This window comes from Pseudomonas sp. WJP1 (genome assembly GCF_028471945.1).
Lineage (GTDB): Bacteria > Pseudomonadota > Gammaproteobacteria > Pseudomonadales > Pseudomonadaceae > Aquipseudomonas.
The window spans coordinates 1,522,605-1,537,686 of record NZ_CP110128.1 but is presented as its reverse complement, the minus strand read 5'-3'; the positions used below and the strand labels follow the sequence as shown (position 1 = coordinate 1,537,686).

Genomic DNA, 15,082 nt, shown 5'->3' with positions numbered 1-15,082 from the left:
GACTCCCACAGAAATGGCGTTCAAACCGGACTAACGGTGATTACCCCGGCCGTCGTGATCGCCGCGGCCATTGCGGCCACCTCTACGATCGTGATTGTCGTTTCGGCCACGACGATGGTCATTGTCCCAGCCGCCACGATTACGACCGTCCCAACCCTGGTTCTGATGCACCCTGTAGTCCGGCCGGGACTGATAGTAACGGGGAGCCGGCTGGTAGTAGCGCGGCGCCGGTTGATAAACCCGCGGCTGGTGGTAATAGCGCGGCGTCGGCTGATAATACCTGGCAGGCGGCGCGTAGTACCGGCGAGGTGGCGTGTAATAACCGCCGCCGTTGTAGTAGTAGGAGTTGCCGCCGGCGTAGTAAGGAGCTGGCGATGAATAGACCTCGGAACCGTAGTAACCGCCTCCATCGGAATAAGCTACGCATCCACCCAGTGACAAACCCAACACGGCTATCAGAAGAATTCGTCGATACATAGCGGCCTCCTGGACCGCGAGCGGGCCACACCAGCGACGCTGGCAGGCGACAGTCAAAAATTCTGCGACTGTCGATAAATCAGACATCGAATTCGAGATCTGGTGCGTTCTTGCAACACGCCGAAACATCTCGCCGATGAAAGGTTTTTCATCTATTCACACTCTGATTAGTGGTGCCCGTGGCGATATCCACCACCGTAATAACGTGGCGCGTGACCGCCCCAGTAGTAATAGCGATAACCGCCATAGAAGCGCGGGCCGCCGTAGTAGTAATAAGGCGAATAACCGGGATAGTAATAAGGTGCGGGATACGCGACGTCGTAGCCACCTGAATAGTAATAACAACCGGCCAGGCCCAAACCGAGTACACAGCCGAGCAACAATCGACGAAACATGGCGGCCTCCTGAAAGACCCACAACCGGTACACGCCGGCTGTCACCTGTTTTGACTCATTATCCCCGACCAAGTGCACCGCCCCGGCAACCTTCGGATCAGCGGCCGGCACGTCCCATTGCGGTGCAGTGGCGCACCATCACAAGGCAAGCGCAGGCTGCCCTCCTACATCTCCAGAACACCAATCCCGCGGGCCAGAGCGTTTCTGCCGACTTGGCACGTCTCTCGCTTTAACAACGGTGTGCAGGAGTCATCACAGGTTCGCGGCACCACAATTTGCAATGGCTGACTAGGGTTCCGGCTCGCAAGCGCGAGTGACTGGTCCGAGAGTTGGCGACCTCCAGTTGAGGTTACACGGCGGGACAAAAGCCCGGGAGACAAGCCACCGTTCGCGGTGCCGCTGCCTTCCTGTCCGCCCTTGATCAACTGGAGAACCACCATGTCCCAGCCTCGTTTACCCGCCCTGCTCGCCGCTGCCTTCGCCGCCCTCGTGAGCCTTTCGTCCCACGCCGCCCCAAAAGACCACTTCAGCGTCTGCTGGACGATCTACGCCGGCTGGATGCCCTGGGAATACGCCGGTAGCCAAGGCATCGTCGACAAGTGGGCGAAGAAGTACGGCATCAAGATCGATGTGGTGCAGCTCAACGACTACGTCGAATCGATCAACCAGTACACCGCCGGCCAGTTCGACGGCTGCACCATGACCAACATGGATGCGCTGACCATTCCGGCCGCTGGCGGCGTCGACAGCACCGCGCTGATCGTCAGCGACTTCTCCAACGGCAACGACGGCATCGTGCTCAAGGGCGAAGGCAGGAAAGTCGCCGACCTCAAGGGTGCGGACGTCAATCTGGTCGAGCTCTCGGTGTCGCATTACCTGTTGGCCAGGGCCCTGGATTCGGTGGACCTGACCGAGAAAGACCTGAAAGTGGTCAACACCTCCGACGCCGATATCTCAGCCGCCTTCAACACCGATCAGGTCAGCGCCGTCACCACCTGGAACCCGATGCTTTCGGACATCAAGGCCAAGCCCGGGGTGACCGAAGTGTTCAATTCCAGCCAGATCCCCGGCGAGATCATGGACATGATGGTGGTCAACTCCCAGACCCTGAAAGACAACCCCGCCCTGGGCAAGGCACTGACCGGCGCCTGGTTCGAAGTGGTCGAGTTGATGAACGCGAAAAACGCCGCGGGCAAGGCCGCACTGGAGCACATGGCCAAGGCCTCGGGCACCGATCTGGCCGGTTTCCAGGCGCAACTGGACACCACCAAATTGTTCGCCACCCCTCAGGAAGCCCTGGCGTTCAGCACCAGCAAGCAACTGCCGGAAACCATGCGCAAGGTCGCCGAGTTTTCCTTCCAGCACGGCTTGCTCGGTGAAGGGGCCAAAGACACCAGCGCGGTCGGCATGGCCTTCGCCAACGGGGTGACCAGCGGCGACAAGGGCAACCTCAAGCTGCGTTTCGACCCCAGCTACGTGCAGATGGCTGCCGACGCCAAGTTGTAACCAGAGGACTTGGCCATGCGCCTGATCAATCGCCACCCGGATCGCCCCAGTCGCCTGTTGCTGGTGATCCTGCCGTTCGCCCTGCTGCTGTTCGCCTACTTCATGGGCTCGGCCGAGCGCCTGGCGGACAACCCCAACGACAAACTGCTGCCCAGCGCCGTGCAAATGAGCGACGCGGTCAAGCGCCTGGCCTTCGTGGCCGACAGCCGCACCGGCGAATACCTGCTGTGGCAGGACAGCGCCGCCAGCCTGCGACGCTTGGCCATCGGCCTGGGCATCAGCGCGCTGGCCGGGCTGTGCCTGGGCATCGCCGCCGGCACCCTGCCGTTGTTCGGCGCGCCGTTGTCACCCTTGCTGACCGTGCTATCGATGGTGCCGCCGCTGGCGATCCTGCCGATCCTGTTCATCGTCTTCGGCCTGGGGGAATTGTCGAAAGTGATGCTGATCGTGATCGGCATCACCCCGGCCCTGGCCCGCGACCTGGAACAGCGCGCCCGGGAAATACCCGTGGAGTTGCTGATCAAGGCCCAGACCCTCGGTGCCTCGACCTGGACCCTGATGTTGCGGGTGGTCCTGCCGCAGTTGCTGCCGCGCCTGCTGATCTCGCTGCGCCTGATGCTGGGTTCGGCATGGCTGTTCCTGATTGCCGCCGAAGCCATCGCCTCCACCGACGGCCTCGGCTACCGGATTTTCCTGGTGCGCCGCTACCTGGCGATGGACGTGATCTTGCCGTACGTGGTGTGGATCACCTTGCTCGCCTGGCTGATGGATTGGGGGCTCAAGCGTCTCACTCAGCGTGCATTCCCTTGGTATGAAGGAGCACGGGCATGAGTTTCATCACGGTGAAAAATGTCTGGCAGCAGTACGCCGACCAGGTGGTGCTCGAAGGCCTGAACCTGAACGTCAACGAGGGTGAGTTCTGCACCTTGGTGGGCGCTTCCGGTTGCGGTAAATCGACCTTCCTGCGGTTGTTGCTCGGCCAGGAAAAATCCAGTCGCGGTGAGATTATCCTCGATGGCCAACCACTGGCCGCGGAACCGGACGCCAGCCGTGGCGTGGTGTTCCAGCGCTACTCGGTGTTCCCGCACCTGAGCGTGCTGGACAACGTCGCCCTCGGTCTTGAATTGCCGCGCTCAGCACTACTGGGCCGGTTATTCGGCAAAGCCAAAAAAGACGCCCGCGAACAGGCCTCGGTACTGCTGCACAAAGTCGGCCTCGGTCATTCGCTGGACAAGTACCCGGCGCAACTTTCCGGCGGCATGCAACAACGCCTCGCCATCGCCCAGGCGCTGATCATGAAGCCGCGGGTATTGCTGCTCGATGAACCCTTCGGCGCCCTCGATCCGGGCATCCGCAAAGACATGCACGCCTTGCTCCTGGAGCTGTGGCGCGAGACCCAATTGACGGTGTTCATGGTCACCCATGACCTGTCCGAAGGCTTCAGCCTCGGCACCCGTTTGCTGGTGTTCGACAAAGTCCGCGTCGACCCGCACGCCCCCGGCGCCTATGGCGCACGCATCACCTACGACATCCCTTTGAACAGCGACCGCCGCGCCCAGCGTGCCGCCGTCGACGCCCTGCCGGCGCCATTGGCAGGCACGCTTCGTATTGCTTAGAGGAATTTTGAAATGACTGATTCGACCCAACTGTTCCCGCCCTTCGCCGAAGAAATGCTGCCCGGCGGCGGCCACCGCTCCTTCGTGCTCAAACGCGGCCAACTGCTGCGCCTGACCGACCTGCGCGGCGGTGCCAACGTCAGCCTGACGCTGCTCAATGCCAACGAAAAAACCGAACGCCTGAACCTGCCCGACAGCCTCAAATGCCAACACACGGCCAAGCTCACCGCTGGCCATTGCCTGTACTCGGACATGGGTCGAGTGCTGGCCGCCATCACTGCCGACACCTGCGGCTGGAGCGACAGCCTCGGCGGCGTGCTCTGCGCTGAAGAAGTGGCGCAAAAGTACGGCGCCGGCCGTTATCAGGAACTGCGCAACGGCTTCTTTCGCAACGGCACCGACAACCTGCTGGTGGAGTTGGGCAAGTGGGGGCTGGGCCTGTCCGACCTGCTGATGACCCTCAACTTGTTCAGCCGGGTGAACGTCGACGACGCCGGGCGTTTTCATTTCGTCGAGGGCAACTCGAAGGCCGGCGACTACATCGAGTTGTACGCGCCGATGGACACCCTGGTGGTGCTCACCGCCCTGCAACATCCGATGGATCCGGCGCCGGAATATGCGCCCAAACCACTGAAGCTCAGCTGGATGAACGCCGACCCCAGCGTCGCCGAACACTGCCGCACCTCGCGCCCGGAAAACGAGCGCGGCTTCATCAACACCGACCGTCTGTTCGCCTGAGGATCGCTGCCATGTCACTTGCAATCGCCACATCTCCAAAGCAACCAGAAGCAGCGGTGTACCGCGCCACCATCCCCGCCGGCGAACCCTGGCTGATGGAGGTCAAGGCCGGCCAGACCCTGCGCATCCTCGACCTGGAAGGCAACCAGGCCGTCGACACCCTGTTCTACAGCGTCGCCAACCCCAAGGAACGCTACGACGTGCAGCGCACGTTGCGCCGCCAGAACAGCGTGTACCTGAGCACTGGTAGCGTGCTGTATTCCAACCTCGGCAAGCCGATGCTGACGATCGTCGCCGACACTTGCGGGCGTCACGACACCCTGGGTGGCGCCTGCGCGCAAGAGAGCAACACCGTGCGCTACGCCCTGGAAAAACGCTACATGCACAGTTGCCGCGACAACTACCTGCGCGCCTGCGTTCACGACGGGCGCCTGGGCAAAGGTGACATCGGGCCGAACATCAATTTCTTCATGAACGTACCGGTCACGGCAGACGGCGGGCTGACCTTCGAAGACGGGATTTCCGCACCGGGCAAATACGTCGACCTGCGCGCCGAGATGGACGTGATCGTGCTGATCTCCAACTGCCCGCAACTGAACAACCCGTGCAACGCCTACAACCCGACCCCTGCGGAGCTGCTGGTATGGAACTGAGTCGTTTACGCCGCTGGCTGTTCGCCCTGTGCCAGGCCCGCTCAGGGCAGTGCCTCAAACCTCAACAACACCACTAATCCCTGTGGGAGCGGGCTTGCCCGCGATAGCGAAGTGTCAGTCAACATCAATGTTGAATGTGAAGGCCCCATCGCGGGCAAGCCCGCTCCTACAGGTTCGGAGTTGTTCGCAAGAGAACTGATTTTTCCGTCGGGGACGACCCCGGCGCTCATCGAAAAACTGCGGGACGGCCCGCATCCCCTCCAGGGGTTATGCCATGTTCGAAAAAGTCCTGATTGCCAACCGTGGCGCCATTGCCTGTCGCATCCTGCGCACCTTGCGCGAACTGCAGGTCGCAGGCGTCGCCGTGTACTCCGAAGCCGATGCCGCGAGCCTGCACATCCTGCAAGCCGATGAAGCCCACAGCCTGGGTGAAGGCGCGGCGGCGGGCACTTATCTTGCCGTCGACAAAGTCCTCGCCATCGCCAAGGCCACCGGCGCTACCGCGATTCATCCCGGCTACGGTTTTCTCTCGGAAAACGCCGCGTTCGCCCAAGCCTGCGAAGCCGCCGACATCGCCTTCATCGGCCCGACCCCGGAGCAGCTGCGGGTGTTCGGCCTCAAGCACACCGCCCGCGCCCTGGCCCGGCAATACGGCGTGCCGATGCTCGAAGGCACCGAACTGCTCGACAGCCTCGAAGCGGCACTGATCGCCGGCGATCAAGTCGGCTATCCGGTGATGCTCAAAAGCACCGCCGGCGGTGGCGGCATCGGCATGCGGGTGTGCCGTAGCGCGGCCGAATTGAGCGAGTCCTTCGAAGCGGTCAAGCGCCTGGGGCAGAACAATTTCAGCGATGCCGGCGTGTTCATCGAGAAGTACATCCAGCGCGCCCGGCATCTGGAAGTGCAGGTATTTGGCGACGGCCGTGGCGAGGTGATTGCCCTCGGTGTGCGCGACTGCTCGGTGCAGCGACGCAACCAGAAAGTCCTCGAAGAAACCCCGGCGCCGAACCTGCCCGAGGGCATGGCCGATGAACTGTGCGAGGCAGCGATCAAACTGGCCAAGGCGGTGAATTACCGCAGCGCCGGCACCGTCGAGTTCGTGTTCGACAGCGATGCCCGGCGGTTCTACTTCCTTGAAGTGAACACCCGTTTGCAGGTGGAGCACGGCGTCACCGAGCAAGTCTGGGGCGTCGACCTGGTGCGCTGGATGGTGCAACTGGCAGCCGGTGACCTGCCGCCGTTGAGCGAGTTGGCTCAAGGCTTGAAAGCCGAGGGCCATGCGATTCAGGCGCGACTGTATGCCGAAGATCCGGGTCGGGATTTCCAACCGAGCCCCGGCTTACTCACCGCGGTGAATTTCCCCGTCGCCGATGGCAAACAACTGCGGATCGACACCTGGGTCGAGGCCGGCTGCGAGATCCCGCCCTACTTCGATCCGATGATCGCCAAGCTCATCAGTTGGGCACCGACCCGCGAACAAGCGGCTGCCGATCTGCACCAGGCCTTGGGCGAAAGCCTGCTCTACGGGGTGGAAACCAACCGTGATTACCTGCGGCAGATTCTGCTCGATGCGCCCTTCGCCAGCGGCCAGCCGTGGACCCGTTGCCTGGAAGGCCTGGTGTATCAGGCCAATACCTTCGAAGTGCTCAGCGCCGGCACCCAGACCAGCGTCCAGGACTATCCCGGCCGCCTCGGTTATTGGGCGGTAGGCGTGCCGCCATCGGGGCCGATGGACAGTCGTGCGTTACGCCTGGGTAACCTGTTGCTGGGCAATGACGAAGGCTTTGCGGCGCTGGAAATCACCATGAGCGGGCCGTTGCTGCGCTTCAACTGCGACGCGGTCGTTGCCGTCACGGGCGCGGTAATTGCGCTGGCGTTGAACGGCGAAAGCGTGGCGATGAACACGGCGATGTTGATTCCGGCCGGTGCCACCTTGAGCCTTGGCACGATTGCCGGTGCAGGCGCACGCAGCTATCTGTGCGTGCGTGGTGGCTTGCAGGTTCCGGATTACCTGGGCAGCAAAAGCACATTCACCCTCGGCCAGTTTGGCGGGCACGGCGGCCGTGCCTTGCGGGCGGGTGATGTGTTGCACCTGCCGACGCTGAACGACCGGAGCGTCGGTGCGCAACTGCCTGAAATTCCTGAGTTGCCTGCCGTACGCCAAATACGCGTGATCTACGGCCCCCATGGAGCACCGGAATACTTCACCGAAAACTACATCGGCACGTTCTTCGCGACCCAGTGGGAAGTGCATTTCAACTCCAGCCGAACCGGTGTGCGTCTTATTGGACCGAAACCGGAATGGGTGCGGGCTGACGGGGGTGAAGCAGGTTTGCATCCGTCGAACATTCACGACAATCCGTACGCCATCGGCGCAGTGGATTTCACCGGCGACATGCCGGTGATCCTGGGGCCGGATGGCCCGAGCCTGGGCGGATTCGTATGCCCGGTGACGGTGATCGAGGCGGATCTTTGGCAGCTGGGGCAGCTCAAGGCCGGGGACATGGTGCAGTTCCAACCGGTCGATCTCAAGACCGCCCGCAACCTCGCCTTGAAATGGAATTCCCTTTGTAGGAGTGAGCCTGCTCGCGATGACGGTAGCAGAGCCAACGTTTATGTGACTGACACACCGCTATCGCGAGCAGGCTCACTCCTACAGGGGGTTGTGTCGCCTGTTGTTTTGGAGTTGGGTCAGGGAGACACGCGGCTCGTTGCACGGCTGTCGGGGGATACACACCTGCTCCTGGAAATCGGCGCCCCCGAACTCGACCTCGTCCTGCGCTTTCGCGCCCACGCCCTCATGCAAGCCCTGGAAAGCAAACACCTGCACGGCGTGATCGACCTCACCCCAGGCATCCGCTCGCTGCAAGTGCACTACCAACCCGAGCAACTGCCACTGGCGGATCTGCTCGGCATCGTCGCCGGCGAATGGGACGCCGTGTGCGCCGCCAAAGACCTGCAGGTACCCTCGCGCATCGTCCACTTGCCACTGTCCTGGGACGACCCGGCCTGTCAGCTGGCCATCGAGAAATACATGACCACCGTGCGCAAGGACGCCCCCTGGTGCCCGAGCAACCTGGAGTTCATCCGCCGCATCAACGACCTGCCGAACCTCGATGAAGTGCAACGCACGGTGTTCGACGCCAGCTACCTGGTGATGGGCCTGGGCGATGTCTACCTCGGCGCACCGGTCGCCACCCCGCTCGATCCGCGCCATCGCCTGGTGACCACCAAATACAACCCGGCCCGCACCTGGACCGCGGAAAATTCGGTGGGCATCGGTGGGGCCTACATGTGCGTGTACGGCATGGAAGGCCCCGGCGGTTATCAGTTCGTCGGGCGTACCCTGCAGATGTGGAATCGCTACCGAGAAGTCGCCGCGTTCGATGGCAAACCCTGGCTGCTGCGCTTCTTCGACCAGATCCGTTTCTACCCGGTGAGTGCCGATGAACTGCTGCGCATTCGCCGGGATTTCCCCCTCGGGCGCTTCCCCCTGAACATCGAGCACAGTCAGTTGAACCTGGCCGATTACCAGGCATTCCTGGCGCAGGAAGCCCAGGGCATCAACGCGTTTCGCGATCAGCAAAAAGGCGCATTCAACGCCGAACGCGAACGCTGGATCGCCAGCGGCCAGGCGCATTTCGACAGCGAAGAACTGGCTCCGGAGGTGACCGAAGACGCGCCACTGGCCAGCGGTCAACAGAGCGTCGACAGCCACATCGCTGGCAACCTCTGGCAGGTTCAGGTGCAGGCCGGCAACCGGGTCGAGGCCGGTGATGTGCTGGTGATCCTGGAGTCGATGAAGATGGAAATCCCGCTGCTCGCGCCCATGGCCGGCGTGGTGCGGGAGATTCGCGTGCAGCCGGGTTCGGCGGTGCGTGCCGGACAACGCGTCGTGGTGCTGGAACTCGACTGAACCCATTTCGAAAGGACGAATACCATGAACATCAATCTGCAACTCGACGCCCTGCGCACTGCTTATCGCGACGGCGGCACCACGCCTCGTCAATTGCTGCTGAGCCTTCGGGACAAAGCAGCGGCACTGAACCCGGACTATCACCTGTTCATCCATTTGCTCAGCGCCGAAGAACTGGAACCCTACCTCGCCGCCCTCGACGGCCGCGACATCGACAGCCTGCCACTGTACGGCGTGCCGTTCGCGATCAAGGACAACATCGACCTGGCGGGCATACCGACCACCGCAGCCTGTCCAGCGTTTGCCTACATACCGCAACGCTCGGCGACCATCGTCGAGCAACTGCTGGCGCTGGGCGCAGTGCCCCTGGGCAAGACCAACCTTGACCAGTTCGCCACCGGCCTGAACGGCACCCGCTCGCCCTATGGCGCGTGCCCCAACAGCGTGCTGCCGGAGTATCCGTCGGGTGGTTCCAGCGCCGGTTCTTCACTGGCGGTGGCGCTCGGTATCGCGAGTTTTTCCCTGGGCACCGACACCGCGGGCTCCGGGCGCGTGCCGGCGGCGTTGAACAATCTGGTGGGGATGAAAGCCACCAAAGGCCTGGTTTCCACCGCTGGCGTGGTGCCGGCCTGTCGCACGCTCGATTGCGTGACGACCTTTACCGCGACCGCCCGGGAGGCCAGTCAGTTACTTGCATTGACCGCGAAACTCGACCCACGGGACGCGTACAGCCGCAGTAACCCGTTGTGGAATGACGGCTCGGCGTTCGGCGCGATGCGCGGGTTCCGTTTCGGTGTGCCCCGGGCGCAAGACCTGGAATTTTTCGGCTGTGCTCAAGGCCCGTTGCTGTTCGCCGATGCCGTCGAGCAACTCAAGGCCTTGGGCGGTGAAGCCGTGGAGCTGGACCTGTCGCCATTCCTTGAAGCCGCGCGTTTGCTGTACGAAGGCCCTTGGGTGGCCGAGCGCTACAGCGTGGCTGGCGAGCTGATGGAGGCAAACCCGCAAGCCGTGTTGCCGGTGATCCGCGCCGTACTTGCCAAGGCGCCAGCGGTCAGCGGCGTGCAAACCTTCCGCGCGCAATATCGGCTGCAAGCGCTGAAAGCCCTGTGCGACAAAGCGCTGGAGGGCCTCGATTGCGTGGTTACGCCGACCATTGGCCGCCCGGTCACACTGGCGGAACTCGACGCCGAACCGGTACTGCGCAACAGCGAACTGGGTTACTACACCAACTTCATGAACCTGCTCGACTACGCCGCCGTCGCCGTGCCCAGCGCATTCATGGACAACGGCCTGCCCTGGGGCGTGACCCTGTTCGGGCGGGCGTTCACCGATCAGTATCTGTTGAGCCTGGCCGATGGCTTGCAGCGCCAGCAAGGACTGGCGGCCCCGGCACCGACCGCTGCTGCGCGCAATGACCGGGCGCGGCTGGTGGTCTGTGGCGCGCACCTCGATGGCCTGGCGTTGAACTGGCAGCTGCAACAGCGCGGCGCGCGTCTGGTGGAAAGCACGTGCAGCTCAGCCGACTATCGACTGTATGCCCTGGCCGGTGGCCCACCGTTTCGTCCGGGCATGGTTCGGGTCAAGGACGGCGGTGTGGCGATTGCCGTGGAAGTCTGGGAATTGCCGAGCAGCGAACTGGGTTCGTTCCTGACCGGCATCCCGGCACCGTTGGGGCTGGGCAAGGTGCAACTGGCGGATGGTCGCTGGGAAAGCGGGTTTATCTGTGAGGCCTATGGGTTGGAGGGCGCGGTGGATATCAGCCATCTGGGCGGCTGGCGGGCGTACCTGCAGTCTCGGACCTGAGATCGTTCCCACGCTCTGCGTGGGAATGCAGCCAGGGACGCTCCGCGTCCCCTCCAGAGCCGAACGCAGAGCGTCCGTTGAGGCATTCCCACGCAGAGCGTGGGAACGATCTGCGCCTGAACACAGGAACGACCATTCGCGACGTACATGGAGCAGTTATTTCCCCCGATAGCCCTTAGAATGCCTGCCATCGGATTGCTGACAATGGAACTGCCATGCCACTTCGCTCGCCGCTGTATTCCCAACGGTCGTTGGTCCTCACACTGGTCGCGTTGCTGGGCGCAGGCTTCCTGGCCACCTCCTTTCTCAGTTACTACGCCTCGCGGGCGTCGATCCGCGACAACATCGTCAATACCGAGCTGCCGCTGACCTCGGACACCGTCTACTCGGAAATCCAGAAAGACCTGGTCAGGCCGATCCTGATTTCCTCGATGATGTCCCGCGACACCTTCATGCGCGACTGGGTGGTCAACGGCGAACGCGACACCGGGCAGATGACCCGCTACCTCGACGAGGTCATGACCCACTACGGTGCCTACACGGCGTTTTTCGTCTCCGAGGCCAGCCTGACCTACTACCACGCCAAGGGCGTGCTCAAGCAGGTCAAGATCACCGAGCCCCGGGATGCCTGGTACTTCCGTGTCCGTGACATGAAAGATCCCTACGAGATCAACGTCGATCCGGACCTCGCCAACAAGGACAACCTGACCGTCTTCATCAACTACAAGGTCTACGACTACCACAACCGCTTCATCGGCGCCGCGGGCGTCGGGCTGACGGTCGATGCGGTGATCAAGCTGATCGACAAATACCAGCAGCGCTACCAGCGCAGCGTGTATTTCGTCGACACCTTCGGCCGCCTGGTGCTCACCGGGGCCGAGGGCGGGCCGCAAGGTGCCCTGGCCGGGCAGACCCTGGCCGAACTCGACAGCATGAAAGACTTGCTCAGCCAACTGCCCAAGCCCCACAGCGGCAGCTACGAATACTCGGGCCAGGGCCAGGGACATTTCCTCAACGTGCGGTTCATCCCGGAATTGAACTGGTACCTGTTCGTCGACAAGCGCGAAGACGGCGACCTCAACGACATCCGTCGCTCGTTGTACCTCAACCTGCTGATTTGCCTGGTGGTCACACTGACCGTGCTGGCCCTGCTCCACCGCGTGATCAAACGCTACCAGGGCCAGATCCAGACCCAGGCGACGCTCGACAGCCTGACGGAACTGCCCAACCGTCGCGGCTTCGACCTGCTGGCCGCGCAAGCGATGCACGAAGCCCAGCGCGAACCCAGGCCGCTGACGGCCCTGCTGCTGGACCTGGACCACTTCAAGGCCTTGAACGACACCTACGGCCACCTGGCGGGCGATCAGGTGCTGATCGGCTTCGCCCGTGACCTGGAAAGCTGCCTGCGCCACTCCGACATCGTCTGTCGCTGGGGCGGCGAGGAATTCATCGTGCTGCTCAAGGACACCGACGGTGACGGCGGTCAGGTGATCGCCGAGAAAATCCGCCGGCATGTGGAACGACAGCCCTATGCGTACAATGGCAACCGCTTGCAACTGACCGTCAGCATCGGCCTGACCACCCTGCAAGCCGATGACACCTTGCACACCCTGCTGTCGCGGGCCGATCATGCGATGTATCGAGCCAAACAATCGGGCCGTAACCGAACCTGCGTGGAGCTCCCACACCCTGTCTATGACAAAGCCTGACCTCTGCCCCGCCTGCGGCGCACCCAACGACTGCACCCTGGCCGACCCACGAACCGCTGACCGGGCATGCTGGTGCTACGGCGTCAGCATCGACCCGGCGGTGCTCCAGGCGCTGCCCGCCGAATTGCGCAACGCTGCCTGCCTGTGCCCGAGTTGCGCCGAGGTCGAGGCGCAGTTGCAAGTAACGGCGCAGTCGATCAAGTAAGATGCGCGCCCCCGTTCTTCACTGATCCTCAAATCCATGCGCGTCGACAGATTCCTCAGCAACCTGCCCTGCTTCAACCGAAAGCAAGTGCGCCTGTTGCTGGTGGAAAAACGCGTCAGGATCGACGGCCAGACCGTCAGCGACCCCCACGCCGACGTTCGCGAATTCAGCCGCGTCGAAGTCGACGACGAGGTGCTGCAAGCCGGTAAGCCGCTGCGTCACTTCATGCTGCACAAACCCGCCGGATGCGTCAGCGCCACCCGCGACCCGCAGCACCGCACCGTAATGGACCTGATCGCGGAACCGGACAAGGATGACCTGCACATCGCCGGGCGCCTGGACTTCAACACCACCGGCCTGATGCTCATCACCAACGATGGCAGTTGGTCGCGACGCCTGACCCAGCCGCAGACCAAACTGGCGAAGGTCTACTATGTTGAAACCGAGCAGGACATCGGCCCCGAATACGCGATCACCTTCCGTGAGGGGCTGTACTTCGCCTTCGAAGACCTCACCACCCAACCCGCCGGGCTAGAGCTGCTGGGCCCGAAAAGCGCGCGCCTGAGCATCGTCGAAGGCCGCTACCACCAGGTCAAGCGCATGTTCGGTCACTTCAACAACAAGGTGACGCGCCTGCATCGCGAACGCATGGGCCCGCTGGTGCTCGACGACGCGTTGAAACCGGGCGAATACCGCCCTCTGAGCGACCAAGAGATCGAAATGATCTAAGCAGTCTACCGCTCAGCAGAAGTTGTCGAACAATTTGCCAAAGACACTTGCGCGATGACGTGACGCCTGCTTGAATCAGGACGTCGGCCGAAATGTGACCGATGAGTCACAAGAGACATCCAAGAAACTTTTTGCCGGTAGGGACCCTCGGGTTCCGGCCTCACCCGGCAGACTGCCCGCCAATAACAATACCCGTCGACCGGGCTGCATTGGATCGACATGGGCTAACAATTTCAAGGCGTATGCCTACCTGTCACAAAGCTCGTGCAATCTCATTTGCGCGCATACCCGCTTGCCAGGAGTCTTATGACATGAGGCCAGAAATCGCTGTGTTGGATATACAGGGTCAGTATCGGGTTTACACGGAGTTCTATCGCGCAGACGCCGCAGAGAAGACCATTATTCTGGTCAACGGCTCGATGGCCACGACTGCGTCGTTTGCACAGACCGTGAAAAACCTCCACCCGCAGTTCAATGTGGTCTGCTACGACCAGCCCTACGCGGGCAAGTCCAAAGCCCACAACCTGCATGAGAAATTGCTGACCAAGGAAGTCGAAGGGCAGATCCTCCTGGAGCTGATCGACCACTTCGCCGCCGAACACGTGCTGTCGTTTTCCTGGGGTGGCGCCGCGACCCTGGTCGCCTTGGCCCAACAGCCACGACGCATCGAAAAAGCCGTGATCAGCTCGTTCTCCCCGGAGATCAATTCGCACATGCTCGATTACCTCGAGCGCGGTGTCGACTACCTCGGTAGCCGCGATGGCGACCGGGTCGGCAACCTGGTCAACAGCACCATCGGCAAACACTTGCCGACGCTGTTCAAGCGCTTCAACTACCGCCACGTCAGCAGCCTGGCCGATCACGAATACGGTCAGATGCACTTCCACATCAGCGACCTGCTGCACAGCGACCGCCAGTGCTTCTACAAGGCGGCGCAGAAAATCAACGTACCGCTGCTGTTCCTGAACGGCGAATGGGACGAGTACACCGCCGCCGATGACGCCCGGTTGTTCGCCGGCCACGTGCAACACGCCACCTTCACAACCCTGGATGCAACCGGCCACTTTCTCGACATGGAACACAAAGCCGCCTGCCGAGACAGCCGCAACGCGATACTGGGGTTCCTGAAGCCGGCCAAGCACGAAAGCCGACCGCGTTTCCACTACGTTCAGGACCACCATGCATTGTCCCTCTGAAATAGCGTCATCGCGAGCAAGCCCCGCTGCCCTTGCGTAATCCCGTAGGAGCGAGGCTTGCCCGCGAACGACCGTCACAGGGTCCGTGGATGTGATTCACCCGAGCTAAAGTCATCAATCGCAAAGAAAAACTTCATTT

Annotated in this window: 13 protein-coding genes and 1 riboswitch; of the genes, 11 read left to right on the top strand and 2 right to left on the bottom strand. The window is 62.3% G+C overall.

From position 1 onward, the window contains the following. Nucleotides 1–30 precede the first annotated feature (30 nt). Nucleotides 31–477 (bottom strand): hypothetical protein, encoded by a 447-nt coding sequence (locus tag OH720_RS06965; protein WP_272605030.1) that lies wholly within the window; start codon nucleotides 475–477, stop codon nucleotides 31–33. A 167-nt stretch (nucleotides 478–644) separates the two neighbouring features. Continuing rightward, a complete protein-coding gene (locus tag OH720_RS06960) occupies nucleotides 645–872 on the bottom strand; it encodes a hypothetical protein (protein ID WP_008059434.1) in 228 nt (75 codons plus the stop codon). Between the two features lie 277 nt (nucleotides 873–1,149). Next, nucleotides 1,150–1,250: riboswitch (guanidine-I (ykkC/yxkD leader) on the top strand. A gap of 60 nt (nucleotides 1,251–1,310) precedes the next feature. Here OH720_RS06960 and OH720_RS06955 point away from each other — a divergent pair. The 11 genes from OH720_RS06955 to OH720_RS06905 all read left to right on the top strand — a co-directional run bounded on the left by OH720_RS06955 (nucleotide 1,311) and on the right by OH720_RS06905 (nucleotide 14,943). Beyond that, nucleotides 1,311–2,378: a putative urea ABC transporter substrate-binding protein gene (locus OH720_RS06955; RefSeq protein WP_272605029.1), complete on the top strand. Its 1,068-nt coding sequence runs from the start codon at nucleotides 1,311–1,313 to the stop codon at nucleotides 2,376–2,378. A gap of 15 nt (nucleotides 2,379–2,393) precedes the next feature. Next, a complete protein-coding gene (locus OH720_RS06950; protein ID WP_272605028.1) occupies nucleotides 2,394–3,209 on the top strand; it encodes an ABC transporter permease in 816 nt (271 codons plus the stop codon). Further along, complete coding sequence (locus OH720_RS06945) at nucleotides 3,206–3,994, top strand: ABC transporter ATP-binding protein (protein ID WP_272605027.1); 789 nt, start codon at nucleotides 3,206–3,208, stop codon at nucleotides 3,992–3,994. The genes OH720_RS06950 and OH720_RS06945 overlap by 4 nt, the downstream gene beginning before the upstream one ends. 12 nt (nucleotides 3,995–4,006) lie before the next feature. After that, entirely contained in the window at nucleotides 4,007–4,732 is a 726-nt protein-coding gene (locus OH720_RS06940) for an urea amidolyase associated protein UAAP1 (RefSeq protein ID WP_272605026.1), read from the top strand. An 11-nt stretch (nucleotides 4,733–4,743) separates the two neighbouring features. Further along, on the top strand, nucleotides 4,744–5,385 hold the full coding sequence (locus tag OH720_RS06935) for an urea amidolyase associated protein UAAP2 (protein WP_272605025.1): 642 nt from the start codon (nucleotides 4,744–4,746) through the stop codon (nucleotides 5,383–5,385). A gap of 274 nt (nucleotides 5,386–5,659) precedes the next feature. Next, complete coding sequence (uca, locus tag OH720_RS06930) at nucleotides 5,660–9,301, top strand: urea carboxylase (RefSeq protein WP_272605024.1); 3,642 nt, start codon at nucleotides 5,660–5,662, stop codon at nucleotides 9,299–9,301. 24 nt (nucleotides 9,302–9,325) lie between these two features. Next, nucleotides 9,326–11,104 (top strand): allophanate hydrolase, encoded by a 1,779-nt coding sequence (atzF, locus tag OH720_RS06925; protein WP_272605023.1) that lies wholly within the window; start codon nucleotides 9,326–9,328, stop codon nucleotides 11,102–11,104. 215 nt (nucleotides 11,105–11,319) lie between these two features. Next, nucleotides 11,320–12,813, top strand: coding sequence for a sensor domain-containing diguanylate cyclase (locus OH720_RS06920; RefSeq protein WP_272605022.1), 1,494 nt, complete (start codon nucleotides 11,320–11,322; stop codon nucleotides 12,811–12,813). Then, on the top strand, nucleotides 12,800–13,018 hold the full coding sequence (locus OH720_RS06915; protein WP_272605021.1) for a cysteine-rich CWC family protein: 219 nt from the start codon (nucleotides 12,800–12,802) through the stop codon (nucleotides 13,016–13,018). The genes OH720_RS06920 and OH720_RS06915 overlap by 14 nt, the downstream gene beginning before the upstream one ends. Before the next feature lie 36 nt (nucleotides 13,019–13,054). Continuing rightward, complete coding sequence (locus OH720_RS06910) at nucleotides 13,055–13,747, top strand: pseudouridine synthase (RefSeq protein ID WP_272605020.1); 693 nt, start codon at nucleotides 13,055–13,057, stop codon at nucleotides 13,745–13,747. Between the two features lie 311 nt (nucleotides 13,748–14,058). Beyond that, nucleotides 14,059–14,943, top strand: a complete 885-nt coding sequence (locus OH720_RS06905; protein ID WP_272605019.1) for an alpha/beta fold hydrolase — start codon at nucleotides 14,059–14,061, stop codon at nucleotides 14,941–14,943. Nucleotides 14,944–15,082 lie beyond the last annotated feature (139 nt).